The organism is Microbacterium sp. CFH 31415 (assembly GCF_022538185.1).
Classification (GTDB): domain Bacteria; phylum Actinomycetota; class Actinomycetes; order Actinomycetales; family Microbacteriaceae; genus Microbacterium.
In genome coordinates, this window is the sequence record NZ_JAKYXC010000009.1 from 251936 (window position 1) to 278900 (window position 26965).

Genomic DNA, 26965 nt, shown 5'->3' on the forward strand with positions numbered 1-26965 from the left:
AATTCTTTCGCTATCATCAAGGAATGCCCCCTACCGCTCTCGAACTGTCGACCCTGGGCCACCGCATCCGTCATCAGCGCATCTCGCACGGCTTCACCCTCGATGAGCTGGGCGAGCGCGTCGGCGTCGCCGGCAGTCAGCTCAGCCTGATCGAGAACGGCAAGCGCGAGCCCAAGCTCTCCCTGCTTCAGGCGATCGCCACGGCGACCGGTGTCGATGTCGGCGATCTGCTGTCGTCCGAGCCCCCGAACCGACGGGCCGCGCTCGAGATCGAGCTGGAGCGCGCGCAGGCGAGCTCGGTGTTCCGTCAGCTCGGGATCGCGCCGGTGAAGGTCACCAAGGGCATGGCCGACGACACGATCGAGTCGATCCTCGGCCTCCACCGCGAGCTGCAGCGCCGCGAGCGCGAAGCCATCGCGACACCCGAGGAGGCGCGTCGCGCGAACACCGAGCTGCGCCTCAAGATGCGCGACCTCGACAACTACCTCCCTGACATCGAGAAGCTGGCCGAGAAGCAGCTCAAGGCCGCCGGGCACGTGTCGGGCGCCCTGACGCATCGCACGGTCAGCATCATGGCCGAGAAGCTCGGCTTCGAGCTGATCTACGTGAACGACCTGCCCCACTCGGCTCGCTCGGTCACCGACCTCGAGCACGGCCGCATCTACCTTCCACCGGCATCCATTCCGGGCGGCCACGGTCTGCGCTCGATGGCACTGCAGGCGATGGCTCACCGCCTGCTCGGCCACAAGCGCCCCACCGACTACGCCGACTTCCTGCAGCAGCGCCTCGAGATCAACTACTACGCGGCGTGCTGCCTCATGCCCGAGACCGCGTCGGTCGCGTTCCTTCAGCAGGCGAAGAAGGACCGCAACCTGGCGGTCGAGGACTTCCGCGACGCGTTCGGCGTGACGCACGAGGCGGCGGGCATGCGCCTGACCAACCTCGCGACGCAGCACCTCGGCATCCGGCTGCACTTCCTCCGCGTCGACGGCTCGGGCGCCATCACCCGCGTGTACGAGAACGACGACCTGCCGCTTCCGGCCGATGTCACGGGCGCCGTCGACGGGCAGATCGCGTGCCGCAAGTTCTCGGCACGGGCGGCGTTCTCGGAGCAGAACCGCACGACCGAGCACTACCAGTACACCGACACCCCGGCGGGGACGTACTGGTGCTCCACGCAGACCGGCACCACGTCCGAGGGCGAGTTCTCGATCACCGTCGGCGTTCCGTTCGATGACGCGCGGTGGTTCCGCGGCCGCGAGACGCAGAAGCGCGCGACGTCGACCTGCCCCGACGAGTCGTGCTGCCGCCGGCCTGCGGCCGACGTCGCCGAGCGCTGGGCGGGCAAGGCGTGGCCGAGCGCCCGCGTGCACATGCAGATGTTCTCGCCGCTCCCCCGCGGCTCGTTCCCCGGCGTCGACGACAACGAGGTCTACGCCTTCCTCGAGCGCCACGCCTGACCATCCTCACCGCAGACGCGGGTCGTGGCGGCGGATGTCGCGCCGGCGGCGTAGCCTCGAGTGGTGACCCCGGAACTCGCCGCCCGCATCGTCGCGGACTCCCGCGACCGGGTGGCGTGGGTGCGGGCGCGATCACGCGGAATCACAGCGACCGATGTCGCTGCCCTGACATCGGAGCGGGCCATCGCCCGCGCCGCCGACGCCAAGCTGATGGGGTCGGGGTTCTCGGGCAACGCCTACACCGCGCACGGGCGCGCGCGGGAGCCCGAGATCGCGGCGTGGGTCGCCGCGACGCACGGCATCCGGCCGTCGTCGGCGCTGTTCCACGCGGTGGTCGAGAAGCGCCACCTCGCGACGCCTGACGGCATCGGCGTCGACTCCGGCGGGCGCGTCACCCTCAGCGAGATCAAGACGACGAACAAGCCGTGGCGCAGCATCCCCCGTTCGTACCTTCGTCAGGTGTGGTGGCAGCAGCATGTGCTCGGCGCAGAGCGCACCCTCGTCGCGTGGGAGCAGCACGACGGCTTCGTCCCCGTCGACGACGAGCCGCGGTGCGCCTGGGTCGACCGCGATGAGGCCGAGATCGCCAAGCTGGTGAAGCTGGCGACGGCTCTCATCGACGAGCTCTACCACCGCACGTCCAGGACGCGCCCTCCGGGGGGCGAGCGGATGCCGCAGCCCACGGCTCCGCGTCAGCCCTTCCGTGCGCTGGCACTGGCCGACTAGCGCTGCCGGGACTCCGCCGCACCTCAGCGCAGGGTCGTGATCGTCTTGGCCGCGGCATCCCACACGCGCAGACCGACCGCCTCGCCGACGACGTGCTCGGCCTTGATCGTGGCGAGCACCGGCGCGACCTCGGCGGACGGCACGCTGCGTGCCAGAGTGACATGCGGCGTCCACCGGCCGACGGCCGTGTTGGCGTAGCGCGGGGGCGGGGTGCCCAGCCGCTCTGCGATCTCTCGATGAAGCGCCAGGAGCGCACCGGAGACGACCACGTGCCGCGCCACGACGACCCCGCGCCGTCGCGGGAAGAGCAGGATCCCGCTCAGTTCGAGCGGCAGCGGCAGGTGCTCATCCGCCCCGCGGACGCTCTCTGCTGCGAGCTCGTCGCGGACCGCGAGCGTGACGTGAGGCCGGTTGCTCGCGGACGGGTTGCGACCTGAGTTCGGCAGGTCTGCACGCTCGAGCCGCGCCCAGTCATCGCGCACCGCGGCCTCGATCGCGGCATCCGGCACCAGTTCGACACTGAACATGGCCCCCATCCTCCCCGTCTCAGCTCACGCGTCAGGGAATAGTTGACTGATATCAACGATAAGACCTATAGTTGACTCTAATCAACTTTTGACTTGCATCAACCATTCGCGGACGCCGCCGCCGCAGACTCCCCCTCTTCCGCTGCACAGAAGGACTCTCCATGGCATCTTCCGCCGCGACCGGATCGATCACCACTGCCGCCGGCGCACCCGACGACGCGCACCGGCACCGCCGCATCCTGCAGGCGCTCACGGGCCTGCTGCTCGGCATGTTCGTGTCGATGCTCGCGTCGACGGTCGTCTCGACCTCGCTCCCCGTCATCGTCCACGACCTCGGCGGCGACCAGGCGGCGTTCACCTGGGTCGTCACCGCCACCCTGCTGACCACGGCGATCTCGACCCCGATCTGGGGGAAGCTCGCCGACCTCTTCAATCGCAAGCTGCTCATCCAGCTCTCGATCGTCATCTTCGTCGTGGCCACGGCGGCCGCCGGCTTCTCGCAGGACCCGGGCACGCTCATCGCGTTCCGCGCGGTGCAGGGCATCGGCGCGGGTGGTCTCGCGGCGCTCAGCCAGATCATCATGGCCGACATCATCAGCCCGCGTGAGCGGGGCCGCTACATGGGTCTCTTCGGCGCCGTCATGGCCGTCGCGACCGTCGGTGGGCCCCTGCTCGGGGGGTTCATCACCGACACGATCGACTGGCGCTGGAACTTCTACATCGCTGTGCCGTTCGCGGTCGCCGCGCTCATCATGCTCCAGCGCACACTGCACCTGCCCGTACGCCCGAAGACCAAGGCACGCATCGACTACCTCGGCATCGTGCTGCTGTCGACCGCCGTCTCACTGGTGCTCATCTGGGTCACCAACGCCGGCTCGGACTACGACTGGTGGAGCACCGAGACGGTCCTCATGGTCGGCGGCGCGCTGCTGGCCGCGGTCGCCTTCGTCATCGTCGAGCTGCGCTCGGCGGAGCCGCTCATCCCGCTCACCCTGTTCCGCGACCGCACGTTCACGCTCGCCGTGATCGCGTCGATCTCCATCGGCATCGCGATGTTCGGCACGTCGGTCTACCTGAGCCAGTACATGCAGCTCGCGCGCGGCGCGACCCCCACCGAGGCCGGCCTCATGACCATCCCGATGATCGCGGGCCTGCTGATCGCCTCCATCGTCATCGGCGGTCTCGTCACCCGTCACGGCCACTGGAAGCCGTACCTCATCGTCGGCGGCGTCCTGCTCATCGCCGGCTCGTACCTGCTGTCGACGATCCACTACGACACCCACTTCGTGCTCGTGGCGCTGTACATGTTCCTGCTCGGCTCGGGCGTCGGAATGACGATGCAGAACCTGTTGCTCATCGTGCAGAACACCTCGAAGCCCAGTGAGATCGGCGTCGCCAGCTCCGGTGTCGCGTTCTTCCGCAGCCTCGGCGGCACGGTCGGCGTCTCGGTCATGGGCGCGGCCCTCGCGACGTCGGCCACCGACCTGTTCGGCGTGCGGAAGGAAGACATCGGCGCCGCCATCGCGAAGCTCGGCGAGAAGGGCGCGGCCATCGCGGAGCAGCTCCAGTCGGGCACCATCCCGCAGGTGTCGACGCTGCCCGAGTCGATCCGCGTGATCGTCGAGGACATCTACGCGCAGGCGATCGCCCACTCGTTCCTGATCGCCGTGCCGCTGGCCGTGATCAGCCTCATCGCGATCGTCTTCCTGCCGAACATCCCGCTGAACCGCATGACCACCAGCGAGCGCGCGGCCGCGAGCGAGGCCGACCTCGCCACGATCACGACGGCCGAGGGCATGTCGGCTCTCGAGGCGACGGGAGCAGAGGAGAGGACGGATGCCGCACCCCGCGGCTCCGCCGAGACCTCCGACACGCGCGCGGACGAGGCATCCGCCCACCGGCGCTAATGTCGATCACGATGACCGACGACGAGACCCGAGAGGCGCGCACCGAGGCGGTGCGCGCCCTCGAGGCGGAGTTCGGCGAGCTGATCAACCGGTTCCGGCGGGTCATCTCCGAGAACGCGAGCCGCGTCAGCCCCGGCATGCTTCCCGGGGCATACAAGGTCTTCACGACGATCGTGCGCCGCGAGTCGATCACGCTGTCAGCTCTCGCCGACAGCCTCATGGCCGACAAAGGCCAGATCAGCCGGACCGTCCGCGAGCTCGAGCAGCTCGGGCTCATCCAGCGCACGCCCGACCCCGACGACGGGCGCTCGAGCCTGCTCTCGCCGACCGCCGAGGGTCTGACGCGACTCGCCGAGGCGCGGGCGCCGCAGGAGCGATCGCTCGTGGCCGCGCTGGAGGAGTGGGATCTCGACGACATCCGCAACCTGTCGCGGCTGCTGCACGCGCTGACGGCGGGCGTGACGCCCGACGAGTCGTCCTCGCCCTGACACCGTCTCGGCGGGGTTCTCGGCTTGGTAGCACCCGCGTAACACGGGTGAGACAATCTCGCGCTTGACTGGCGTGACCGCGGCCGCGAGTGCCGCCGACGACGATGTAGCGCGGAAGGGGGCGTCCGATGAGATTCCGGCCGCTGCGATCAGCCACAGCCTCCGATGTCGAACGGGTGGCCGTCACCGCTCCGCCCGCCACCATGAACGCCGTGGTGTTCGACGCTCCCGGTGAGCCGGAGGCGCTGCGCCTCGCGCAGACTCCCGTCCCCGCACCCGTGATCAGCGAGCTGCTCGTGCGCATCGTCGCCGCCGGGGTCAACCCCATCGATGCGAAGACGCGCCGCGGTGCCGGTGTGTCGGCCCAGATCCCCAGCTACCCATCGACCCTGGGCTTCGATTTCAGCGGCGTGGTGGTGAAGAGCCCCTACGAGGCGCACCCGCTCGCACCGGGCACGCCCGTCTTCGGCATGACCGCCTTCCCGCGGTCCGGCGGGACATACGGCGAGTACGCCGTCGTGCCCTCCCTCTCCGTCGCGCGCAAGCCGGCCTCGCTCTCGCACGTCGAGGCGGCCGGTGTGCCGCTGGCCGCCCTCACCGCGTGGGGGCTCGTCGTCGAGACGGCCCATGCACACGAGGGTCAGCGCATCCTGATCCATGCCGGCGGCGGCGGCGTGGGGCACTTCGCCGTGCAGTTCGCCGCGTACTTCGGGGCGCACGTGACCGCGACCGCGTCGGGACGCAACGCCGCGTGGCTGCGCGAGCTCGGCGCGGCTGTCGTCATCGACCACACCACCACCCGATTCGAGGAGGTCATCGCCGACGTCGACGTGGTGATCGACCTGATCGGCAACGTGCACGCGAGCACCGGCAGCCGGTCGCTCGACGTGCTGCGGCCCGGCGGCCTGTACGTGGTCGTCGCGACCGGCTCGTGGCCGGAGTACGCCGCGGCCGCCGAGGCGGCGGGCGTGCGGGCCACGAGCTACAAGGTCATCCCCGACGGCGGCTCACTCTCGACGATCGCGCGACTGCTCGACTCCGGGGCCGTGCAGGTCTACATCGATCGGGTCTTCCCGCTCGACGAGGCCGCCGCAGCGCACCGCATGCTCGAGGAGGGGCATACCCGCGGCAAGATCGTGCTGCGCGTCAGCGACGATTGAGGGTGCGTGGCCGGCGCACTCGCGGCCGGCTCAAGCCCGGCGGAGCACCCGCCTGCCCTCGGTGACGATCTCGTCCGCGATGCCGTCGAGGAGCGGCGAGCGCAGATTCCACTGCTGCCAGTGCAGCGCCACATCCACGGGCCGCCCGCCGAGACGCACGAGCTCACCGCTCGCGAGCGGCCCGTGGGACTGGAAGGTGGGCAGCAGCGCCCAGCCGAGGCCGAGGCGCACCGCGGTGGCGAAGTCGTTCGACGCGGGCACGTAGTGGCGCGGCGGCAACGCCGGATCGATCCCCTCCGCCGCCAGCCACTCCCTCTGCAGGTCGTCGCGTCGGTCGAAGTCCACCACCGGCGCGGTCTCGAGAGAGGTCCGCCGGTCGCCGCCCAGCCAGCGCTCGACGAACGCGGGGGTGGCCACCGCCTCGTACCGCATCGCACCGAGGCCGCTCACGCGGCATCCCGCCACCGGCGTCGCCCGCGACGTGACAGCCCCCATCACGGTGCCCGACTCGAGGAGCCCGGCCGTGAAGTCCTGGTCGTCGCGGTGCAGTTCGAAGACGACGGGATGCCGCTGCGACAGGCTCGCGAGCGGCTCGAGGAACCAGGTGGCCAGGGAGTCCGCGTTCACCGCGAGCGGCACCGACGTGCGGCCGCCGGCATCCGGGTCGGCTCCGAGCGCGGCGAGCGTGTCGTGCTCGAGCAGCGCCGCCTGCCGGGCCAGGCGGATGACCGCCGCGCCCGCCTCGGTCGCGCGCACCGGCTTCGACCGCACGAGCACCACGCGCCCGAGCTGCTCCTCCAGGACCTTGATCCGCTGGCTCACCGCGGACGGAGTGATGTGCAGCCTTCGGGCGGCGGCGTCGAGTGTGCCCTCATCGACGACCGCCGCGACGGTCTCGGCCAGCTCGAAGGGGATCTTCACATAAGTCAGGCTAATGCACCTGAAGAATAATGAGCTGGACTGAAGATGTGCGTGAGCCTAGCGTCGACGTGTGCTCACCTCCGTCCTTGCGGGCTTCGGCCTCGGCCTCTCGCTCATCATCGCGATCGGCGCGCAGAACCTCTTCGTGCTGCGTCAGGGTCTGCGGCGCGAGCACGTCCTCGTCGTCGCGGCGATCTGCGCGGCATCCGATGCCCTCCTCATCGCACTGGGCGTCTCGGGCGTCGGACTCGTGCTGCAGGCGGTGCCGTGGCTCGTCGACGTGGTCCGCTGGGCCGGCGCCGCGTTCCTGGTCGTGTACGGACTGCTCGCCGCGCGGCGCGCGTGGCGCGGATCCGACCACGGCCTCGACGCGTCCGGCGGTGCCGACTCCGCCCCGGCTCCCGGCCGCACACGGCCCGGCATCACCACCCGGACCCGCCTGCTGCCGGTGGTGCTCACCTGCCTCGCGCTGACGTGGCTGAACCCCCACGTCTACCTCGACACGGTCTTCCTGCTGGGCACCGTCGCGAGCACCCACGGCGATCAGCGCTGGCTCTTCGCGTCCGGCGCCATGGCCGCCAGCGTCGTCTGGTTCTTCGGACTCGCCCTCGGCGCGCGCTACCTCGGGCGCTGGCTCTCCACGCCGCGCGCGTGGCGGATCCTCGATGCCGTGATCGCAGTCGTCATGATCGGGCTCGGGGTGAGCCTCATCCTCCCCCGCTGACCTCGGCGAGGTCAGCCGTCGATCTGATCCCGCCGGGCGGCGACGAGCACTCGCACGACGTCGTCGGGCAGCGGATGCTCGGGCTGGAACCGTATGGTGCCCTTGTCGAGTCCGATCCCGGGGTGATCGGCGAGCGCACCCGAGACCGAACTCACGGCGTCGGGGCTGAACGGGTAGACGCCGATGTGCTTCTTCGCGCGCATGATCGAGATGAGCGGCTTGCCCCGGTAGACGAGCGCAGGCATGCCATAGCCGAGGCCCTGCTCTGCGTCGGGCACTACGTCACGCGCGAGGTCGTACACGTGCGCGATCGCTCGCCGGTCGGCGGGGTCGAGCTCGGCCAGCAGATCGTCCACGGTTCCCATGCAGGCATCCTGTCATCGACCGCTCGCGATCGGCACCCCACCCGCGGCACGATGGAGGGCATGAAGCGCGTTCACGTCGTCGTGCGCGGCGAGGTCCAGGGGGTCGGCTATCGCTACACGCTGCGCATGATCGCGCGCGAGTCGGGCGTCACGGGCTGGGTGCGCAACCGCGTCGACGGGTCCGTCGAGGCGGAGGTCGAGGGCACCGAGGACCAGGTCGACGAGGTGCTCGCGTGGATGGCCGAAGGTCCACCAGGGTCGCGGGTGGCGGACGCGACGGTGACGGATGCCGCACCCTCCGGCGGGGGGACCTTCGAGGTCCGCCCGACCGGCTGACCCGGTGGCAGGGGTCAGCCGTCGAAGGGGCGCAGGATCCTGTCGATGAAGCGGCGCGTGCGCTCGTGCTGCGGCTGGGTGAAGAGGTCCTTCGGAGCGCCGCGCTCGAGGATCACGCCGTCGTCGAAGAACAGCACCTCGTCGGCGACCTGCCGGGCGAACGCGAGCTCGTGGGTGACGATCACCATCGTCCAGCCCTCCTCGGCGAGCTCCTTCAGCACCAGCAGCACCTCGCCGACCAGCTCGGAGTCGAGCGCGCTCGTGGGCTCGTCGAACAGCAGCAGCGACGGCTGCAGTGCAAGGGCCCGGACGATCCCGACCCGCTGCTGCTGGCCACCTGAGAGCTGGAACGGGTAGGCGTCCCGCTTGTCGCTGAGCCCCACTCGGTCGAGGAGCGCGTCGGCCCGGGCGATCGCCTCGGCCTTCGGGACCTTGTGTGCGTGCACCGGCCCCTCGATCACGTTCTGCAGCACCGTGCGGTGAGGGAACAGGTTGTGGTGCTGGAAGACCATCGCCGAGCGGTCGCGCAGCTGAGTGCGGGTGCCCTTGGGCACAGGCTGAGAGAAGTCGATCGACGGTCCGCCCTCGAACTCGAGCGTTCCGCTGTCAGGGGTCTCGAGTCCGTTCAGGCAGCGCAGCACAGTCGTCTTGCCCGAACCGCTGGGGCCGATGAGGGCGACGACCTCGCCGCGGCGCACCTCGAAGTCCACGCCGTGCAGCACGGTGCTCGTACCGAAGCTCTTTGTGAGGCCGCTGACCTGCAGCAGCGGCAGATCGTCGGCGGGAGACGGTGGAGCGAGCGCATCGCCGTCGGGTACGTCAGTGCGCGACATAGCGATCGAGCCTCCTCTCCAGCGCGTTCTGCCCGGCCGACAGCACGAGGCAGAACATCCAGTAGATCAGAGCCGCCTCGAGGTAGATGATCATGAACTCGTACGTGAACGCGGCGATCTGCTGGGCGCGCCGGAAGAGCTCCGTCACCAGGATGAGCGACGCGAGCGAGGTGTCCTTCACGAGCGAGATGAAGGTGTTGGACAGCGGAGGCACCGAGACGCGTGTCGCCTGCGGCAGGACGATGCGCGTCAGGGTCTGCGCCCGCGAGAACCCGACGGTGTGCCCGGCCTCCCACTGGCCCTTCGGCACCGAGAGGATCGCGGCGCGGATGATCTCGGCCGCGTAGCCGCCCACGTTCAGCGAGAACGCGATGATCGCCGCGGGCCACGGATCGATGACCAGGCCGATCGACGGCAGGCCGTAGAAGATCACGAACAGCTGCACCAGCAACGGCGTTCCGCGGATCACGGAGATGTAGAACCTCGCGATCCCAGACAGCACCGGATTGGGCGACAGGCGCAGCAGCGCCACACCCAGTGCGATGACGAGCCCGAGGGCGAACGACAGCACCGCGAGCGGGATCGTCGCCGTGAGTCCTGCCAGCAGGAGCGGCCAGAACGAGTCGACGATGAGCGTCCACGTGTCGCCACCGCCGTCGCCGACGTCGGCCGGCACGAGGGCGAGCGCACTCGTCAGGTGAGACAAGACATCATCCATGGATGATCCTTCCGACCGGGCGGCGGCGCACGCCGCCGCCCGCCCACGCTATGGCGGGCTCGCCGGAAGTGCTACTGCGTGACGTCCGCGCCGAAGTACTTCTCGCTGATCTCAGCGAGGACCCCCTCGTCGCGCAGCTCGGCGAGGGCCTGGTCGACGGCGGCGACGAGCTCCTCCTTGTCCTGAGTGAACGCGAGCGCGCTGTAGCCGGGGTCATCGGTCTCGGCAGCGATCTTGAGGCCGGTGGGGCCGTCGGTCTTCTCGTAGTCGAGGAAGGTGAGGTTGTCGTTGATGGTGGCGTCGACGCGACCCTGCTGCAGGAGCGCGACCGCCTGGGCCCAGCCCTCGACAGCCTCGACCGTCGCGCCGCTGGCCTGCGCGAGCTCGTACCAGTTGCTCGTCAACGACTGCGCGGTCGTCTTGCCGGCGAGGTCGTCGAAGCTCGTGATCGAGTCGTCGTCCTCGGGGACGACGATGACGCCCGGCGAGACGGTGTACGGCTCGCTGAAGAGGTACTTCGCCTCGCGCTCCGGGTTGATCGAGACCTGGTTCGCGATGACATCGAAGCGGCCGGCGTCGAGCCCGGCGAAGATGGCGTCCCACTGGGTCTCCTCGAAGGCGACCTCGAGGCCGAGCTTGTCGGCGACGGCCTCGGCGATCTCGACGTCGAAGCCCACGAGCTCACCGGTCCCGTCGTGGAAGCTGAACGGCCGGTAGGTGCCTTCGGTCGCGACGGTCAGCGTGCCCGCGCTGACGAGCCCGAACTCGTCGCCGCCCGCCGGCTCGGAAGACTCGGGCGCGGCGGAGCTGCACGCCGCGAGGGTGAGGGCGGCGGTGGCGGTGAGGACGATGGCGGTGAGACGGCGGCGTGACATGGTGCGTTCCTGGTGGGTCGGTGCGGGGGACGAAGCGGCGGGTTCGCCGCGGTCCCGAGAAGGACTCCCCAGTACAACACGGCGCGCCGCCAGGAATTTCATCGCGTTACGCCGCATTGCCGCCTGAGCCCTCGGGAAGTCCGGCGGCGAGCTCGTCGAACGCGTCGCCCGCGGCATCCCTCGTCGCGAGACCGGCTGCCTGCCCCGCCCACAGCGAGACGAGGTCACCGTCGCCGTTCTTCGCCGCCGCGGCCCGGAAGACGCCGGTGAGCCAGTTCTGGGCCGGGAACGGCAGGATCACTCCCGCATCCTCGATCGCGCGGAGAGCACGATTCGGGATGCCGCGTGCCAGCCTCCCGCTCATCGCCCGCGTCAGCACGGTGTCGGTATCGGTCGCACCGGCGATCGCACGCCGGTGGGCCTCGGTGGCGGCGGATTCGTTCGTGCGGAGGAAGGCCGTCCCGACCTGCACTCCGGCGCCGCCCAGCGCGAAGGCGGCGGCGACGCCGCGCCGGTCGGCGATCCCTCCGGCGGCGATCACCGGCACACTCACGGCATCGACGACCTGCGGCACCAGCGCGAACGTGCCGATGAGCGACCGCTCGGCCGGCTCGAGGAACGAGATGCGGTGGCCGCCGGCCTCCGCTCCGCTCGCCACGACGGCATCCACCCCTGCGCGCTCGAGTTCGACCGCTTCGGCGACCGTCGTGGCCGTGCCGATGACGCGGATGCCGCGGTGGTGGGCGGTCTCGACCAGACGTGGGTCCGGTGCGCCGAACACGAGGCTCAGCACGGCGGGCGCAGCATCCATGATCGCCTCCAGCTGCTCGGCCGGATCGGGCAGGAACCGGGCCGGCACCTCGGGGAGGGCGACGCCCGCAGCCTCGAAGAGCGGCGCCAGCGCCTGACGGGCGGGCTCGAGGTCGACGTCGGACGGGGTGACCTCGTCGCCGGTCGGCAGCCACACGTTGACCGCGAACGGCTTGCCGGTGGCGGCGCGCAGCGTCCTGATCGTGTCGTGGATGCGTTCGGCGGAGTACCCGTAGAGCCCGTACGAGCCGAGGCCGCCGCGGTTGCTCACCGCAGCCGTGAGCTCGACCGAGGACAAGCCTCCAAAGGGCCCGAGGACGATCGGCGCATCGATTCCGAGCAGCTGAGCGAGCGACATGCTCCTACGCTACGCATCAGTCGCCGGCCGGGTGCCCATGCAGATGCACGCCGCGGGCGCCGTGCGGGCAACGGGCGCCGGGCGCTGGCCGCCGGCGCCTGGCCGCTGGCGCCGCACAATCGGAGATCCCCCGCGACACGCCGGGGCGCGGCATCCCGCACCGGCGCGTCCCCCACGACCTCCGCCATCGCGACCGGACGGCCAGCCCGCCCCGCCCGCGCCGCAGAATCGGAGATCCCCCGCGACACGCCGGGGCGCGGCATCCCGCACCGGCGCGTCCCCCACGAACTCCGCCATCGCGACCGGACGGCCAGCCCGCCCCGCCCGCGCCGCAGAATCGGAGATCCCCCGCGACACGCCGGGGCGCGGCATCCCGCACCGGCGCGTCCCCCACGAACTCCGCCATTGCGACCGGCGGACACGACAAACGGGGCCCCACCCGATGGTGGAGCCCCGTTCGTGCTGATCCGTGGATCAGATGGAGTTGACGTCCAGCGGGATGCCGGGGCCGAACGTGGTCGACACGGCGCCCTTCTGGATGTAACGGCCCTTCGAGCTCGACGGCTTGAGGCGCACGATCTCCTCGAGCGCGGCCTTGAGGTTCTCGTCGAGCTGGTCGGCCGAGAACGAAGCCTTGCCGACGACGAAGTGCACGTTGGCGTGCTTGTCGACGCGGAACTCGATCTTGCCGCCCTTGATCTCCTCGACGGCCTTGGCCGGGTTGGGGGTCACGGTGCCGGTCTTGGGGTTGGGCATGAGGCCACGGGGACCCAGCACCTTACCCAGGCGACCGACCTGGCCCATGAGCTCGGGCGTCGAGACGGCCGCGTCGAACGCGGTCCAGCCGCCGGCGACCTTCTCGATGAGCTCGGCGCCGCCGACCTCGTCAGCACCCGCGGCGATCGCGGCCTCAGCGGCCGGACCCGTCGCGAACACGATGACGCGGGCGGTCTTGCCGGTGCCGTGCGGGAGGATGACGGTGCCGCGCACCATCTGGTCCGCCTTGCGCGGGTCGACGGCGAGCTTCAGCGCGACCTCGACGGTCGAGTCGAACTTCGCCGAACCGGTCTGCTTCGCGAGCGCGACAGCCTCGGTGGGGGTGTAGAACTTGTCCGCCTCGATCTTGGCGGCAGCGGCCCGGAAGGCCTTGGACTTGGTTGCCATGGTTATTCTCCCCTCAGTCCTCGACCGTGATGCCCATGGAACGGGCGGTGCCGGCGATGATCTTCGAGGCGGCCTCGATGTCATTCGCGTTCAGGTCGGGCTGCTTCGTCTCGGCGATCTGTCGCACCTGCTCCTTGGTGAGCTTGGCCACCTTGGTCGTGTGCGGGGTCGACGAGCCCTTCTGCACGCCGGCGGCCTTCTTGATGAGCTCAGCGGCCGGCGGGGTCTTCAGGATGAAGGTGAAGCTGCGGTCCTCGTAGACGGTGATCTCCACGGGGATGACGTTGCCGCGCTGCGACTCGGTCGCGGCGTTGTACGCCTTGCAGAACTCCATGATGTTGACGCCATGCTGACCGAGCGCGGGGCCGATCGGCGGCGCCGGGTTGGCTGCACCGGCGTTGATCTGAAGCTTGATCAGGCCGGTCACCTTCTTCTTCGGTGCCATTCTTGTTTCCTCTCAATCGAGCGGATGCCGCGAGGCATCCGTTCTCCCGCACATCCGGCATCTCCGGACAGCGGTTCCCCCGGGACGGACCCGGGAAGCCTTAAAGCTTGGTGACCTGGTCGAAGCTGAGCTCGACCGGAGTCTCGCGCTCGAACAGCGACACGAGGACCGTGAGCTTGCCGCTCTCGGGCTTGATCTCGCTGATCGTGCCGGGAAGACCCGCGAACGAGCCCTCCTTGATCGTGATGGTCTCGCCGACCTCGAAGTCGACCTCGGCGGGGATGACGCGCGCGGCAGCCGCAGCGCCCTTCTTCGCGGCACCGGCCTTGGCGGGCGCCGTCTCCTTGATCTCGACGAGGCTCTTCAGCATGTTGAAGGCCTCCTCGAAGCGGAGGGGGGTCGGGTTGTGGGCGTTGCCGACGAAGCCGGTCACGCCCGGCGTGTGACGCACGACCGACCAGGTGTCCTCGTTGAGGTCCATGCGCACTAGCACGTAGCCGGGGATCCGGACACGCGTGACCATCTTGCGCTGGCCGTTCTTGATCTCGACGACGTCCTCCATCGGGACCTCGACCTGGAAGATGTCGTCCTCCACCTCGAGCGTCGACTTGCGCTGCTCGATGTTGGCCTTCACCTTGCGCTCGAAGCCGGCGTAGGAGTGGATGACGTACCACTTGCCGGGGAGCGACCGCAGCTCGGCGCGGAACGCCTCGTACGGGTCTTCCTCTTCGTCGTCGTCGGAGTCGTCGGACGCCTCGTCGTCGTCGCCGTTCACGTCGGGGCCGTCGTAGGGAGTGACCTCCTCGGCAGCCTCGGCCTCGAGCTCGGCGACCTCCTCGGCGATCGAGTCGTTGATGACCTCGGCGGCGGCCTCGGTCTCAGCGGCCTCGTCCAGGTTCAGGGCGTCGTTCACGATGGCGTCTGCCTCCGGGTCGTCGATGTCGATGTCGTCCAGGTCGGCGTCGTCCTCGGCAGCGTCGTCCACGATGTGGATCGCGACGTGCTCGGCCGGGGTGTTGGCGGCGTCCTCTTCTGCGAGGACATTGCCCTCCTGGGCTTCGTCGTCCTCGGACGACTGCTCAGCCGCCGTCGCCCAGTCGGCGTCGTCGATGAATCTTTCAGACACTGCGTTCTCTTCCGTTCCGTGTGCGGTGGGTTGAGACCCCATCCGCGGGACCCCTCAGCTTGATCGGGGCCGTCAGGCGGCTCAGGCTGCGCTAGGCACTCCGAAGACGTACGCCGTGATCCACACGAACAGCACGTCGAGGCCGTAGACGATCGCCATCATGATGACGACGAACCCGAGGACGACAGCCGTGTACTTCAGCAGCTCCTGGCGCGTCGGGGTGACGACCTTGCGGAGCTCGGCGAAGACCTGGCGGATGAACATGGCGATCCGCGCGAAGACGTTGGGCCGCTTCTCGCGGGGGCCGCCCGCGGGGACGACCTCGCCAGGCTCGTCCTGAACCATCGATGCCACCTGATTACCTTCCGTGCGCCGGCGTGGGCCGACTCACTGTGTTGTCAACCGTCGACCTTGGCTTGTCGACGTTGCGCTGACGCGCAGGGCGGACAGGAATCGAACCTGCAACCTGCGGTTTTGGAGACCGCTGCTCTGCCAATTGAGCTACCGCCCTAGAGGTCCGGAGACCTCGGATGCCCGCACACTCCCCCGTCACCTGAGCGAAAGGGAGCCGCACCGACGATGGGCACGGCGAAAGAATGCAGACTTCAACTGCACGTCCCAGTGTACGGCATGGTCTGAACCCCCGCGAATCGGTCAGTACGGCTGCACGCCGTAGCGGTCGGGTTCCGGAGCGCGCTGGAACGCGCGGCCCGAGAGCGACGTCGGCTCGACGCGCACGTAGGTGTACTTCAGCGTAGGGATCCACGGGCGAAGGCCCAGCCCATCGGCGCGTTCGACCTCGGCAGACGTGTCGAGCGCGTGCGCGCGACCCCGTACGATGACGCTCCAGGCGTCGGTGTCGGTGTGATCGTCGACCTCGAAGAGCACCTCGTCGTTCACCGTCAGCTCGAACAGCTTGCTGCCCTGCGCGGTGCGGAACAGCAGTGTCTCGTCGTCCACCACGTAGTTCACGGGGAAGACGTCGAGCACGTTGCCGACGTGGGTCACGAGCCTGCCGAGCTCCTGCGTGCGCAGGCGTTCCCAGCACTGTTCGTCGCTCAGCGCGGCGACGGGATCCGGTGTGTCTGCCATGCCTCCATCCTCTCGCGCCGGGCCGCCCGGCGACACCCCCGCATAGCGGGTCTACCATGCGGTCATGGCACTCTCGCAGGCGCTTCTCGACGAGCTGTGGGACTTCGGCGATCCGGCTGGATCGGAGGTGCGCCTGCGGATGGCGGCAGAGGCCGAGACGGATGCGGCGACCCGCGCTGAGCTCGCCACGCAGGTCGCGCGGGCGCTGGGCCTGCAGGAGCGGTACGCCGACGCGGAGGCCGTGCTCAGCACGACACCGATCACCTCGGCCGAGGCCGCGGTGCGTGTCACGCTCGAACGCGGGCGCCTGCGCAACTCCGCCGGCGACGCCGGAGCCGCGATCGGACTGCTCGAGCTGGCTGCGGAGGCCGCGGCATCCGCTCATCTCACATTCCTGCACGTCGACGCGCTCCACATGCTCGCGATCGCCGATCCCGCACGCGCCGCGGAGTGGACCGCGTGTGCGCTGGACGTCCTCGAGGGCACGACCGACCCGCGCACCCTGCGGTGGACCGTGTCGCTGCACCACAACGCCGGGTGGACTCACCAAGAGGCGGGGCGCACCGACGAGGCCGTATCAGAGTTCGAGAAGGCTCGGGATGCCGCGATCCGCTGGGGCACGCCGCAGCAGCTCCGGTGGGCCGACGAGGCGCTCGCCGAAGTGCGCACGGCCGGCTGACGCGGGCGCGCGGTCGGGCAACCGGAGATTCCCAGCGAGAACCCGGGGCGGTGCCCCGGTCTCGACGGGAATCCCCGGTCCCGGCGAGGGACGATCAGGCGCCGATGCGGATCAGCTTCTTGTTCACGAACTCGTCGGCGGCCAGCAGGCCCATCTCGCGCGAGGTGCCCGAGCGCTTCACGCCGCCGAACGGCAGCCCCGGCTCGTCGGCGAGCACGACGTTGACGTAGACCATGCCGGCGTCGATCTTGTCGGCGACGCGTGCAGCCTGGTCCTCGTCGGTCGTGAAGACGTACGACCCGAGACCGAAGCTCGTGTCGTTGGCGATCTTGACCGCTTCGTCCTCGTCGGCGACCTTGAAGACGATGCCGACCGGTCCGAAGAACTCCTCGCCGTAGGCATCCATCTCCGGCGTCACGTCGGTGAGGACGGTGCCGGGGTAGAACGCGCCGTCGCGCTTGCCGCCGGCGACGAGCGTCGCGCCCTGCGCCACCGCCTTGTCGACCTGCTCGGCGAGGCGCTCGGCCGCCGTGAGCGACGACAGCGGGCCGAGGACCGTGTCTTCGGCGAACGGGTCGCCGACTTTGGCCTCGGTCATCTTCGCGGTGAACTTCTCGACGAACGCGTCGTAGAGCCCGTCGACCACGATGAACCGCTTCGCCGCGTTGCACGACTGGCCGGTGTTGTCGAGGCGGGCGTCGACGGCAGCCTGCACGGCCGCGTCGAGGTCGTCGGTCGACAGAAGGATGAACGGGTCGGAACCGCCGAGCTCGAGCGCGACCTTCTTCAGGTTGCGACCCGCGACCTCGGCCACGGCGGCACCCGCGCGCTCCGATCCGGTGACCGAGACGCCCTGCACGCGGCGGTCGGCGATGACCGTCGCAGCCTGCTCGTTGGAGGCGTAGATGTTGGTGTAGACGCCGTCACCGAGTCCGGCATCCGCGTACATCTTCTCGATCGCCGCGGCGGACTCGGGGCACTGACCGGCGTGCTTGAGGATGATCGTGTTGCCGATCACGATGTTCGGCGCAGCGAACCGGGCGACCTGGTAGTACGGGAAGTTCCACGGCATGATGCCGAGGAGCGGCCCGAGCGCCGAGCGGCGGATGACCGCGGTGCCTTCACCCTCGATGTCGATGGGCTGGTCGCCGGTGATCTTGTCGGCGTGATCGGCGTAGTACTCGGTGATGTCGGCGGCGAAGTCGACCTCGCCGAGGGCTGCCTCCAGCGGCTTGCCCATCTCGCGCACGATGATGGCGGCGAGCTCGTCGCGGCGCTCACGGTGCAGTTCGGCGACCTTGCGGATGCGCGCCGCGCGCTCGGCGACGGGCGTCGTGCGCCACGTGCGGAATGCGGCATCCGCTCCGGCGACGACCGCTTCGAGGGCGTCGTCGGTGATCGTCGGGTAGGTGGCCAGGGTCTCGCCCGTGGCGGGGTTGACGACGGCGTACTCACTCATGGTGTTCTCTCCGATCGGGTGGGTGGTGACAGTCTGCCGCTCAGCGGCGCTTACGTCGAAGGCTTTCCGGCGCATCCATCCCGAGTGTCTCGCCGCGGAAGAATGCCGGACGTTTGATCGCCTGCCAGACCATGATCACCACGCCCACGACGATGATCAGCATCCCGAGGATGAAGACGATGCCGACGCCGCCGATCTGCGAGCCGCTGCCATAAGCCGGGTCCATCGAGTCGATGAGGGTGGTGAAGAACAGGACGGCCAGGATGACGCCGCCGACCAGCGGGAAGAGGAACGTGAAGAACACATTGCGCACCGAGTCGAACCACTGTCGGCGGAAGTACCACACGCAGGCGAACGCGGTGATGCCGTAGTAGAAGCAGATCATCATGCCGAGGGTGAGGATCGTGTCCCACAGGGTGTCTTCACTCACCACGCGCATCACCGCATAGAACGCGGAGGCCACGATCGCCGAGACGATCGTCGCGAACCCGGGGGTGAAGAAGCGGGGGCTGACCTTGGCGAAGGCGGGCGGGAGCGCCCCGTAGTGACCCATCGAGAGGAGCGTGCGCGCGGGACCGACGAACGTGGACTGCAGCGAAGATGCGGAGCTGGTGAGCACCGCGAGCGAGACCAGGAACGCCAGCGGTCCGAGGATCGGCCCGGAGAGGAAGAAGAACACGTTCGCCTGGATGTCCTCGTTGCCGAGACCGAGCTCGCCCGTGCCGACGCCGGCGAACATGATCATCGCGACGGCGAGGAGGAGGTACAGCGACACGATCGTCAGCACCGTGAGCGTCGCAGCCCGACCGGGCGTGCGCTCGGGATCCTTCGTCTCCTCGTTCATCGTGAGGGTGACATCCCATCCCCAGAAGATGAAGATCGAGAGCGAGAGCCCTGCCGCGACCGCTCCGAAGGAGGTGACCGCGAAGGGATTGAACCAGGACCAGTCGAACGGCATGAAGTCAAACGCCTGGCCGTTCAGCGCCTGGACGATGGCCGCGACGGCGAAGAACAGCAGCACCGCGACCTGGAAGGTCACCAGCACGTACTGAAGCTTCTGGGTGGTCTGCATGTCGCGATACGAGATGTACGTGGCGCCGAGCACGAACAGGAGGCAGACCGCGATGTTGATCCACGTGACCGCGGCGAGATCCGCGATGCCCTCGTTGCCCGTGATCTGCGCGATGAGCAGGAAGAGGAAGTCCACGGCCACGCCGGCGAGGTTCGAGAGCACGAGGATCGTCGCGACGATGAGTCCCCAGCCCGCCATCCAGCCGACCCAGGGACCGAATGCGCGACTCGCCCACGTGAACGACGTGCCGGCATCGGGCATCCGGTTGTTGAGCTCCCGATAGCCGAAGGCGACCAGGAGCATCGGGATGAACCCGATGAGGATGATCGCGGGGATCTGCTGCCCGACGACGGAGGCCGTCGGTCCGATCGCCGCCGTGAAGGTGTAGGCGGGAGCGATGCAGGAGATCCCGATGACCACCGCACCGACCAGGCCGATGGTGCCCGCGCTCAGGCCCTTCTTGGACAGGCCACCCGTCAGAGGCTCGCCGGTCAAGACAGCGGCGTCACGATTCTGCTCGCTCATGCTTCTGCCCCCTTCTTCTTCTTTCGCGTGCGCGGCACGACGATCATGGGAACGGGCAGCTCGTGCAGCATCTTCGCCGCCGTGGACCCGAGGAACAGTCGCCGCGGCCGCGCGAGTCGGCTCGAGCCGACGACCGCGATCTCACCCGGCTCCCAGCTGAGGTGGGCGACGGCGTCCTCGACGCTGTCGCCGAGTCCGACCACCGCTTCGGCGTCCACACCCTTCGGCAGGCTGCGGCGGGCATGCACGAACACCTCGTCGGCGTGCGACGCGGCCGACTCGTTGCCGGCGATGCCTGCCGGAAGGTCGATGGCCACCAGCGAGACGAGGCGCAGCTCCGCTCCTGTGGCAGCCGCCAGCGCGACGCTCTCCTCGAGCAGCAGGTCGGCGCCCGGGCGCAGGCCGATCGCCGCGGTGATACGCGTGATTCCGCTCGTCGGGTCGATGCGTCGCGCCCCTTCCGGGGCGAGCACGACCGGCACGTCCGCCGAGTGGAGCAGCTCGCTCGCGACCGTGCCGAGGCGGTGACGCCCGCGCCGGCCGCCGTTGGCGGCACCGACGACGATGTGCGAGGCGCTGACGTCGTGCGCGGTGTCGAGGAGGCCGGCGGCGAACGACTCGCCGAAGCGCACGTGGGTGCGCACGCGCACCGCGTCGGGGACGGTGGCCGCGGCCTGCGCCAGCCATTCCTCGGCCTGCTCGCGCAGGTAGCGGTCATAGCCGGCGTCGGGTGGGGTGATGACGCTGCGCTCCTCTCCGGGCAGCACCACCACGACGTGGAGGGAGGAGTCGGATGCCAGCGCCAGGCGCGCGCCGAGTGCCAGGGCGTCGGCCCCGGCGTCGGTCGCGGTGTAGCCGACGACGATGCGAGAGCTCATGCGCGGGTCTCCTCGAGGATGTTCGCGGCGACGAGGCGACCCATGCGGATCGCGCCGTCGACGTGCTGGTAGCCCGCACCCGCCATGTCGCTGCACGCGAAGTGGATCGGGCCGACGGGGGTGCGCAGGTCTGCGCCGTAGCGGGCAAGGCCGCCGAGATCGAAGCTCGCCGCGTAGGCGCCGCGCGTCCATTCCTCGGCGCCCCAGTCGCTCTCGAAGTAGACGAGCGGATGGAGCGCCTCGGGGCCGTAGTAGTGGGACAGCGACTCGAGGATGCGGGCCTTGCGCTCCTCCGCCGAGACGCGGAAGAGGTCATCGGCGTTGCGGTCGGACACGAAGCCGACCAGGGTGCCGCGCTCGTCGCCGTGGTTGGTGTTGTCGTACGCCTCGTGCGAGATCTCGTACGGGCTGAACGCCGTGCCCGAGAGCCCGTGCTCACGCCAGAAGGGGCGGTCGTACACGGCGTGTACCTTGATGACGAAGCCCATCGAGAGGTGCTGGTGCATCTGCTGCTTGAGGCGGGGCAGCGGCGGGTCGAAGTCGATCCACGGGTAGAGGATCGGAGCGTGCGCCAGGATGACGAACCTGGCCCGCACGGTGACGCCGGCGTCGGTGACGACCGTCACGCCGTCCTCGTCGGTGCGCACCTCGATGACCGGCTGCCCGAGCTGCACGTCGTCGCCGAGCCGCTCGGCGAGGAGCAGTGGAACCTGCTGCAGCCCGCCCACCACGCGCTCGTCGAGGATGTAGTCGGCGTCGACGAGGTTCGAGAAGCTGCCGGCGCTCGCGGCCATGAGAAGCGCCTGGAGTGCGGAGAACGCGTACGCGGGCTTGGTGAGCATCGCGCCGGCGATGAAGAGCGCGATGTTGTCGCGGGCCTCCTGGTCGTCGGTCTGCTGCTCGAGCCATGCCTCGAACGAGATCCGGTCGAGCGCCTCGGCGTCGGGGTGCTCCCACGGCCGGTCGGGATCCACCTCGGCGACCATCGCGTCGAGCTTCTCGATCAGCTCGACCATCACCTTCTCGGTGGCCGGCGGCACCGGGAAGATCTCGCCCGTGAAGCGGGTGAGATCGCCGTCGCGGTTGATGTAGACCGAATCCCCCTCGCGGTAGCGGCTGTAGGTCTCGAGCCCGAGCTCGGCGATCGTCTCCTTGAGCGCCTCCTGGTCGGGCGAGACCCACTGTCCGCCGATCTCGAGCATCGCGCCGTCGACCACATCGGTCCACAGGCGCCCACCCACGCGGTCGCGGGCTTCGAGCACGACGACCGACAGCCCCGCCTTCTTGAGCTCGTTCGCCGCAGTCAGGCCGGCAGCGCCGGCGCCGACGATGACGACGTCACGGGTCAGCTCGGTCATGGGACTCCTTCGTCTCGTTCGCTCCGCGCGTCGCGCGATCGCGTCAGGTTCCGGGGCGTTTCGTCTCGCTCATCCTCGCCTGGCCGACGACTTCTCGGTCTCGACCGGACGGAGCGGGACGGAACGCGGTCAGTGGGCCGCGAGCGCGGCGGCGACGACGTCGAGGCCCTCGTGGAGCAGATCGTCGGTGATGGACAGCGGCGGGAGGAAGCGGATCACGTTTCCATAGGTGCCGCAGGTGAGCACGATGACGCCCTCGGCGATGCACGCCTTCGCCACGGCGGCGGTGAGCGCGGCATCCGGCTCACCGGTCTCGGCGTCGACGAACTCGGCTGCGATCATCGCGCCGTGACCGCGGACGTCGCCGACGCGGGGGTCGGACGCCTGCAGCGCGCCGAGACGGTCCTTCAGGACCGCACCGATCGCGCGGGCACGCTCGACCATGCCGTCGTTCTCGAACACGTCGATCGCGGCGAGCGCGGCAGCGCAGGCGATGGGATTGCCGCCGTACGTGCCGCCGAGCCCGCCGGCGTGCGACGCGTCCATGATCTCGGCACGCCCGGTGACGGCCGCCAAGGGCAGGCCCCCCGCGATGCCCTTGGCGGTCGTGATCAGGTCGGGAACGATGCCGAAGACATCGCTCGCGAACATCTCGCCGGTCCGTGCGAAACCGGTCTGGATCTCGTCGGCGATGAAGACCACGTCGTTGGCGCGGCACCAATCGACGAGCGCCGGCAGGAAGCCGTCGGCGGGCACGATGAACCCGCCCTCGCCCTGGATGGGCTCGATGATGACCGCTGCGAGGTTGTCGGCGCCGACCTGCTTCTCGATGACCGAGATGGCCTTCTTCGCGGCATCCGCTCCGCTCAGCCCGTCGCGGAACGGGTACGACAGCGGCGCGCGGTAGACCTCGGACGCGAACGGGCCGAAGCCGCTCTTGTACGGCATCGACTTGGCGGTGAGCGCCATCGTGAGGTTGGTGCGGCCGTGGTAGCCGTGGTCGAACGCGACGACGGCCTGCTTGCCGGTGAACTTGCGGGCGATCTTGACCGCGTTCTCGACGGCCTCGGCGCCGGAGTTGAACAGCGCGCTCTTCTTGGCGTGGTCGCCGGGCGTGATGCGGTTGAGCGCCTCGGCCACGCCGACGTACGACTCGTACGGGGCGATCATGAAGCACGTGTGGGTGAACTGCGCGACCTGCTCCTGCACGGCGGCGACCACCTTGGGGTGCGCGTTGCCGATCGTCGTGACGGCGATCCCCGAGCCCAGATCGATGAGCGAGTTGCCGTCTGCGTCGACGATCACCCCGCCGCCCGCGGCGACAGCGTGGACCGGAGCCGTGTGACCGACGCCCGCGGCGACGGCCGACGCCTTGCGATCGATGAGCCCCTGCGAGCGGGGACCCGGGATGCTGGTGACCAGGCGCCGCTCCTGCGGCAGGGACGGACCGCCCAGGGGCGTGGTGGCAACGGTGTCGACAACGCTCATGGGGGTGAGCGTATGCGCAGGGTCGCGCAGCCGCACCTTCCTCGCTGTACATTCTCCCTAGCCCTCTGTACAGGTGGTATATCCCGGAGGACCCGTGAACGCACCCGCCGACGCACCGACCCTGCGCGCGCTGCTCACGCGCGGCGACCTCCGTCTGAAGCTCGCCGAAGACGACGGGCTCGACCCCGCGGCGCTCGACCGCGCGGTGCGCTGGGTGCACAGCTCCGACTTGTCGGACCCCACGCCGTTCCTCTCGGAGGGCCTGGTGCTGCTGACCACCGGCACGCAGTTCACCGACACGGGCGACGACGTCGCGCCGTACCGGGCGTACGTGCACCGCCTCGCGGCGCGCGGGGTGGTCGGGCTCGGGTTCGGCACCGAGGTGGTGCGCGCGGGGCTGCCGCCCGCGCTCGCGCAGGCCTGCCGAGACGAGCGGATGCCGCTGTTCGAGGTGCCGTACCGCACGCCGTTCATCGCTGTGGCGCGGGCGAACGCCGAGGCCATCGCCGCGCAGGCCTACGCGCGGCGGAGCTGGGCCCTCGCGGCGCAGCGCGCGATCGCGCTCGCGGCACTGCGTCCGGACGGCCTGGGCGCCACCGTCTCCGAGCTCGCGAAGCAGCTCGACACCTGGGTCGGCATGTTCGACGCGGCGGGCGAGCTGTCGCGCGAGCATCCCGTCGGCGGACTCGGCGCCGCGACCGCCGCCGCCCTGCGCCACGAGGTGACCGGAGTGCTCAACCGCGGGGCGCGCGCCGGATCGTCGCTGCGGATCGACGAGACCCCGTTCACTCTGCAGACCCTCGGCCGCGGCGGGCACCTTCGCGGGGTGATCGCCATCGCTGCGGGCGACCTCGACCAGGAGGGCCGGGGCGTCGTGACCTCGGTGATCGCGATGGCCGGGCTCGCGCTCGAGCAGCAGCAGGGCCTCGGTCGTGCCCGCGGGGCGCTGCGGGCCGGGCTGCTCCACACCCTGATGACCGACGAGCCGTCGCTCGCGCGCCGCATCGCGCGCGAGGTCTGGGGGCCACTGCCGGCGGCGCCGATCCAGGTGGCGGTGACGGATGCCGCGGCGTCGCGCGTCGACGCGATCGCCGAGGTCCTCGAGCTGCGCGTCGACGAGCGGCGAGGTTCGCTGTTCTTCGGACGCGGCGACGACGGGCTAGTGCTCGTGGTGCCGGGGGGAGAGCACGCGCCCGTCGACGAGCTCGCGGAGCGTTTCGGAGTGAGGATCGGGGTGTCCGAACCCACCGGCTACGACGGCTTCGCCGCGGCCGTCGGCCAGGCGCGGGTCGCCCGCGACCGCGGCGCCGGACCCGTCACGATGTTCGCCGACGTCGCGCGCTCGGGCGTGCTCTCGGCGCTGACGGACGAAGCGCGCACCTTGGCCCGGGCGGAGCTCGCGCCGCTCGCGACGCACGACGCCGACGAGGGCACGCGGCTCGTCGAGACTCTGCGCGCGTGGCTCGAGAACGACTGCTCGCACGAGGCATCCGCTCGCTCTCTCGGCGTGCACCGGCATACCGTGCGCACGCGGCTGGCTCAGGCCGAGCGCGTGCTCGGGCGCGACCTGTCGTCGTTCGCGACGCGCGCCGAGCTCTGGGCCGCGCTGCGCGCGCTCGACTGACATCTCGGGCGCGGCATCGCGTCGCAGGATCGGAGATCTTCGGCGACACGCCGAGCCGCGGCATCCGCTCCCCGCGCGTCGCGCACGATCTCCGACACAGCGACGCCGCGGCCGGGCGAATCCGCCGGGGTGCGGCCGGGTTCGGGACAGATCGCCTGGGCCGCGCTGCGCGCTCGACTGACGTAGCTCCCGCCGACCGGGCGAGCACAACGTCGGCGATTCGGCGCCTCGACTCCGGCCCTGGCCGGTCGCGGGCCCTCCGTCGCGCGATCTGCCGACGTTGTGCACGCGAGGTCCTGGGATCGGGACGGATCGGCTGACACGAGGCCGCTGCCCCACCGCCAGGATGGACGCATGGTGGATGCGCGCGTACCCAACGGAGACGTCTCGTGGTGGTGGAGGCAGCTCGGCGGCACGCCGGCTCCGCGCCCGCCGCTCGACGGCGACCTCGACGTGGACGTCGCCATCGTCGGCGGCGGATACACCGGTCTGTGGACGGCCTACTACCTGACGACGCTGCAGCCCGATCTGCGCGTGGCGGTGCTCGAGCAGCGGTTCGCCGGATTCGGCGCGTCGGGCCGCAACGGCGGCTGGCTGACGAACACCGTGACCGGCGGACGCGACAGGTACGCGGCATCCCACGGCCGCGACGCGGCGATCGCGCAGCAGAGCGCCCTCAATGAGACGGTCGACGAGGTCATCGCCGTCGCCGCCCGCGAGGGCATCGAGGCCGACATCGTCAAGGGCGGCGAGTTCGGCGTCGCCCGCACGCCATCGCAGCTCGCCCGCCTCCGCGCCGCCGTGGCGGACGAGCAGTCCTGGCCGCACACCGATGTGGAGGAGTTGGATGCCTCGGCCGCGGCAGCCCGCATCGCCGTCGACGGCGTGCTCGGGGGCGTGTGGCATCCGCACTGCGCCCGGTTGCACCCCGCCAAGCTCGTCGCCGGACTCGCCGCCGCCGTCGAGCGCGCGGGCGCGACGATCTACGAGCAGACGCACGTGACCGAGATCGCGCCGGGCCGCGCACTCACCGACCGCGGGACGGTACGCGCGACGCACGTGCTGCGCGCGACCGAGGGATTCACCGCCGACCTGCGGGGCGAGCACCGCACGTGGCTGCCCATGAACTCGTCGATGATCGTCACGGACCCGCTGCCCGCGGCGGCCTGGGCGTCGATCGGCTGGGAGGGCCGCGAGACGCTCGGCGACTTCGCCCACGTGTACATGTACGCGCAGCGCACCGCGGACGACCGTATCGCCTTCGGCGGGCGCGGGGTCCCGTATCGCTACGCCTCGCACGTCGACACCGACGGCACGACGCAGGAGCGCACGATCGCGTCGCTGACGGACCTGCTGCGGAGGTTCTTCCCGGATGCGGCGGACGTGCCGATCGCGCACGCCTGGGCGGGCGTGCTCGGCGTTCCGCGCGACTGGGCTGCGAGCGTCGGCCTCGACCGCGCCACCGGACTCGGCTGGGCGGGCGGCTACGCCGGCACCGGAGTCACCGCGACCAACCTCGCGGGCCGGACGCTGGCCGACCTCGTGCTCGGGCGCGACACCGACCTGGTGCGCCTGCCATGGGTGGGTCATCGGGCGAAGAAGTGGGAGCCCGAACCGCTGCGCTGGCTCGCGGTGAACGCCATCTATGCCGCGTACCGCACGGCGGATCGGTTCGAGGCATCCGGGTCGGGCAGCGGCACCGCGTGGCCGGCGCACGTCGCCGACTTCGTCGCCGGGCGCCACTGACGCGCTCCGTCCGCTCCACGCCCCGCGCCGCTCGCCTGCCGGCCCGGCGCCGCTCGCCCGCGCCACGCCCGGCGCCGCTCGCACCACGCCCGGCGCCGCTC

The 26965-nt window shown here is 70.2% G+C and carries 27 protein-coding genes and 1 tRNA gene; 10 read left to right on the forward strand and 18 right to left on the reverse strand.

Annotated elements, in window-relative coordinates:
• The first annotated feature begins 23 nt into the window (after window positions 1–23).
• A complete protein-coding gene (locus MK786_RS11860) occupies window positions 24–1460 on the forward strand; it encodes an XRE family transcriptional regulator (RefSeq protein ID WP_241112443.1) in 1437 nt (478 codons plus the stop codon).
• Between the two features lie 63 nt (window positions 1461–1523).
• On the forward strand, window positions 1524–2186 hold the full coding sequence (locus MK786_RS11865; protein ID WP_241112444.1) for a YqaJ viral recombinase family protein: 663 nt from the start codon (window positions 1524–1526) through the stop codon (window positions 2184–2186).
• A 23-nt stretch (window positions 2187–2209) separates the two neighbouring features.
• On the opposite strand, the gene MK786_RS11870 is transcribed toward MK786_RS11865, so the two are convergent.
• Window positions 2210–2713, reverse strand: a complete 504-nt coding sequence (locus MK786_RS11870; protein ID WP_241112445.1) for a 2'-5' RNA ligase family protein — start codon at window positions 2711–2713, stop codon at window positions 2210–2212.
• A 161-nt stretch (window positions 2714–2874) separates the two neighbouring features.
• Between MK786_RS11870 and MK786_RS11875 the strand changes: the two genes are divergently transcribed.
• The 3 genes from MK786_RS11875 (at window position 2875) to MK786_RS11885 (ending at window position 6268) form a co-directional block, all read left to right on the forward strand.
• Window positions 2875–4620: an MDR family MFS transporter gene (locus MK786_RS11875; protein WP_241112446.1), complete on the forward strand. Its 1746-nt coding sequence runs from the start codon at window positions 2875–2877 to the stop codon at window positions 4618–4620.
• Between the two features lie 11 nt (window positions 4621–4631).
• Window positions 4632–5108, forward strand: a complete 477-nt coding sequence (locus MK786_RS11880) for a MarR family winged helix-turn-helix transcriptional regulator (RefSeq protein WP_241112447.1) — start codon at window positions 4632–4634, stop codon at window positions 5106–5108.
• 128 nt (window positions 5109–5236) lie between these two features.
• Window positions 5237–6268 carry an NADP-dependent oxidoreductase gene (locus MK786_RS11885; protein ID WP_241112448.1) on the forward strand — a complete coding sequence of 344 codons (1032 nt, stop codon included), beginning with the start codon at window positions 5237–5239 and terminating at the stop codon, window positions 6266–6268.
• Window positions 6269–6298: 30 nt separating this feature from the next.
• Here MK786_RS11885 and MK786_RS11890 read toward each other — a convergent pair whose 3' ends face one another.
• Window positions 6299–7189, reverse strand: a complete 891-nt coding sequence (locus MK786_RS11890) for a LysR family transcriptional regulator ArgP (RefSeq protein ID WP_241112449.1) — start codon at window positions 7187–7189, stop codon at window positions 6299–6301.
• A 70-nt stretch (window positions 7190–7259) separates the two neighbouring features.
• Between MK786_RS11890 and lysE the strand changes: the two genes are divergently transcribed.
• Window positions 7260–7913 (forward strand): L-lysine exporter, encoded by a 654-nt coding sequence (lysE, locus tag MK786_RS11895; RefSeq protein WP_241112450.1) that lies wholly within the window; start codon window positions 7260–7262, stop codon window positions 7911–7913.
• Between the two features lie 11 nt (window positions 7914–7924).
• Here lysE and MK786_RS11900 read toward each other — a convergent pair whose 3' ends face one another.
• Window positions 7925–8278, reverse strand: a complete 354-nt coding sequence (locus MK786_RS11900; RefSeq protein ID WP_241112451.1) for an iron chaperone — start codon at window positions 8276–8278, stop codon at window positions 7925–7927.
• Between the two features lie 60 nt (window positions 8279–8338).
• On the opposite strand from MK786_RS11900, the gene MK786_RS11905 reads away from it, so the two are divergent.
• Entirely contained in the window at window positions 8339–8614 is a 276-nt protein-coding gene (locus MK786_RS11905; protein WP_241112452.1) for an acylphosphatase, read from the forward strand.
• Between the two features lie 14 nt (window positions 8615–8628).
• Here MK786_RS11905 and MK786_RS11910 read toward each other — a convergent pair whose 3' ends face one another.
• The 10 genes from MK786_RS11910 to MK786_RS11955 form a co-directional block, all read right to left on the reverse strand.
• The gene (locus MK786_RS11910; protein WP_277397505.1) at window positions 8629–9447 is read right to left on the reverse strand and encodes an amino acid ABC transporter ATP-binding protein; all 819 of its coding nucleotides are present in this window, start codon (window positions 9445–9447) and stop codon (window positions 8629–8631) included.
• Window positions 9434–10165, reverse strand: a complete 732-nt coding sequence (locus MK786_RS11915) for an amino acid ABC transporter permease (RefSeq protein WP_241112453.1) — start codon at window positions 10163–10165, stop codon at window positions 9434–9436. The genes MK786_RS11910 and MK786_RS11915 overlap by 14 nt, the downstream gene beginning before the upstream one ends.
• A gap of 71 nt (window positions 10166–10236) precedes the next feature.
• Window positions 10237–11040 carry an amino acid ABC transporter substrate-binding protein gene (locus tag MK786_RS11920; protein WP_241112454.1) on the reverse strand — a complete coding sequence of 268 codons (804 nt, stop codon included), beginning with the start codon at window positions 11038–11040 and terminating at the stop codon, window positions 10237–10239.
• A gap of 106 nt (window positions 11041–11146) precedes the next feature.
• Window positions 11147–12208, reverse strand: coding sequence for a nitronate monooxygenase family protein (locus MK786_RS11925; RefSeq protein WP_241112455.1), 1062 nt, complete (start codon window positions 12206–12208; stop codon window positions 11147–11149).
• 474 nt (window positions 12209–12682) lie between these two features.
• On the reverse strand, window positions 12683–13372 hold the full coding sequence (gene rplA / locus MK786_RS11930; RefSeq protein WP_241112456.1) for a 50S ribosomal protein L1: 690 nt from the start codon (window positions 13370–13372) through the stop codon (window positions 12683–12685).
• Window positions 13373–13385: 13 nt separating this feature from the next.
• Window positions 13386–13817 (reverse strand): 50S ribosomal protein L11, encoded by a 432-nt coding sequence (gene rplK / locus MK786_RS11935; RefSeq protein ID WP_055959966.1) that lies wholly within the window; start codon window positions 13815–13817, stop codon window positions 13386–13388.
• A 100-nt stretch (window positions 13818–13917) separates the two neighbouring features.
• Entirely contained in the window at window positions 13918–14943 is a 1026-nt protein-coding gene (nusG, locus tag MK786_RS11940) for a transcription termination/antitermination protein NusG (protein ID WP_241112457.1), read from the reverse strand.
• Window positions 14944–15024: 81 nt separating this feature from the next.
• Window positions 15025–15288 (reverse strand): preprotein translocase subunit SecE, encoded by a 264-nt coding sequence (gene secE / locus MK786_RS11945; RefSeq protein ID WP_241112458.1) that lies wholly within the window; start codon window positions 15286–15288, stop codon window positions 15025–15027.
• 93 nt (window positions 15289–15381) lie between these two features.
• Window positions 15382–15454 (reverse strand) — tRNA-Trp (locus MK786_RS11950).
• A gap of 143 nt (window positions 15455–15597) precedes the next feature.
• Window positions 15598–16035, reverse strand: coding sequence for a pyridoxamine 5'-phosphate oxidase family protein (locus tag MK786_RS11955; protein WP_241112459.1), 438 nt, complete (start codon window positions 16033–16035; stop codon window positions 15598–15600).
• 64 nt (window positions 16036–16099) lie between these two features.
• Between MK786_RS11955 and MK786_RS11960 the strand changes: the two genes are divergently transcribed.
• On the forward strand, window positions 16100–16714 hold the full coding sequence (locus tag MK786_RS11960) for a hypothetical protein (RefSeq protein ID WP_241112460.1): 615 nt from the start codon (window positions 16100–16102) through the stop codon (window positions 16712–16714).
• A gap of 94 nt (window positions 16715–16808) precedes the next feature.
• On the opposite strand, the gene MK786_RS11965 is transcribed toward MK786_RS11960, so the two are convergent.
• From MK786_RS11965 to gabT, 5 genes are all read right to left on the reverse strand, one after another.
• A complete protein-coding gene (locus MK786_RS11965) occupies window positions 16809–18173 on the reverse strand; it encodes an NAD-dependent succinate-semialdehyde dehydrogenase (RefSeq protein ID WP_241112461.1) in 1365 nt (454 codons plus the stop codon).
• Between the two features lie 40 nt (window positions 18174–18213).
• Window positions 18214–19770 carry an APC family permease gene (locus MK786_RS11970; protein WP_241112462.1) on the reverse strand — a complete coding sequence of 519 codons (1557 nt, stop codon included), beginning with the start codon at window positions 19768–19770 and terminating at the stop codon, window positions 18214–18216.
• A complete protein-coding gene (locus tag MK786_RS11975; protein ID WP_241112463.1) occupies window positions 19767–20648 on the reverse strand; it encodes a universal stress protein in 882 nt (293 codons plus the stop codon). Before MK786_RS11975 ends, MK786_RS11970 begins: the two co-directional genes overlap by 4 nt.
• Entirely contained in the window at window positions 20645–22006 is a 1362-nt protein-coding gene (locus tag MK786_RS11980) for an NAD(P)/FAD-dependent oxidoreductase (protein WP_241112464.1), read from the reverse strand. Before MK786_RS11980 ends, MK786_RS11975 begins: the two co-directional genes overlap by 4 nt.
• A gap of 129 nt (window positions 22007–22135) precedes the next feature.
• Entirely contained in the window at window positions 22136–23494 is a 1359-nt protein-coding gene (gene gabT / locus MK786_RS11985) for a 4-aminobutyrate--2-oxoglutarate transaminase (RefSeq protein ID WP_241112465.1), read from the reverse strand.
• A gap of 94 nt (window positions 23495–23588) precedes the next feature.
• Here gabT and MK786_RS11990 point away from each other — a divergent pair, with 94 nt between their 5' ends.
• A complete protein-coding gene (locus MK786_RS11990) occupies window positions 23589–25118 on the forward strand; it encodes a PucR family transcriptional regulator ligand-binding domain-containing protein (RefSeq protein WP_241112466.1) in 1530 nt (509 codons plus the stop codon).
• Between the two features lie 354 nt (window positions 25119–25472).
• The gene (locus MK786_RS11995; protein ID WP_241112467.1) at window positions 25473–26864 is read left to right on the forward strand and encodes an FAD-binding oxidoreductase; all 1392 of its coding nucleotides are present in this window, start codon (window positions 25473–25475) and stop codon (window positions 26862–26864) included.
• Window positions 26865–26965 lie beyond the last annotated feature (101 nt).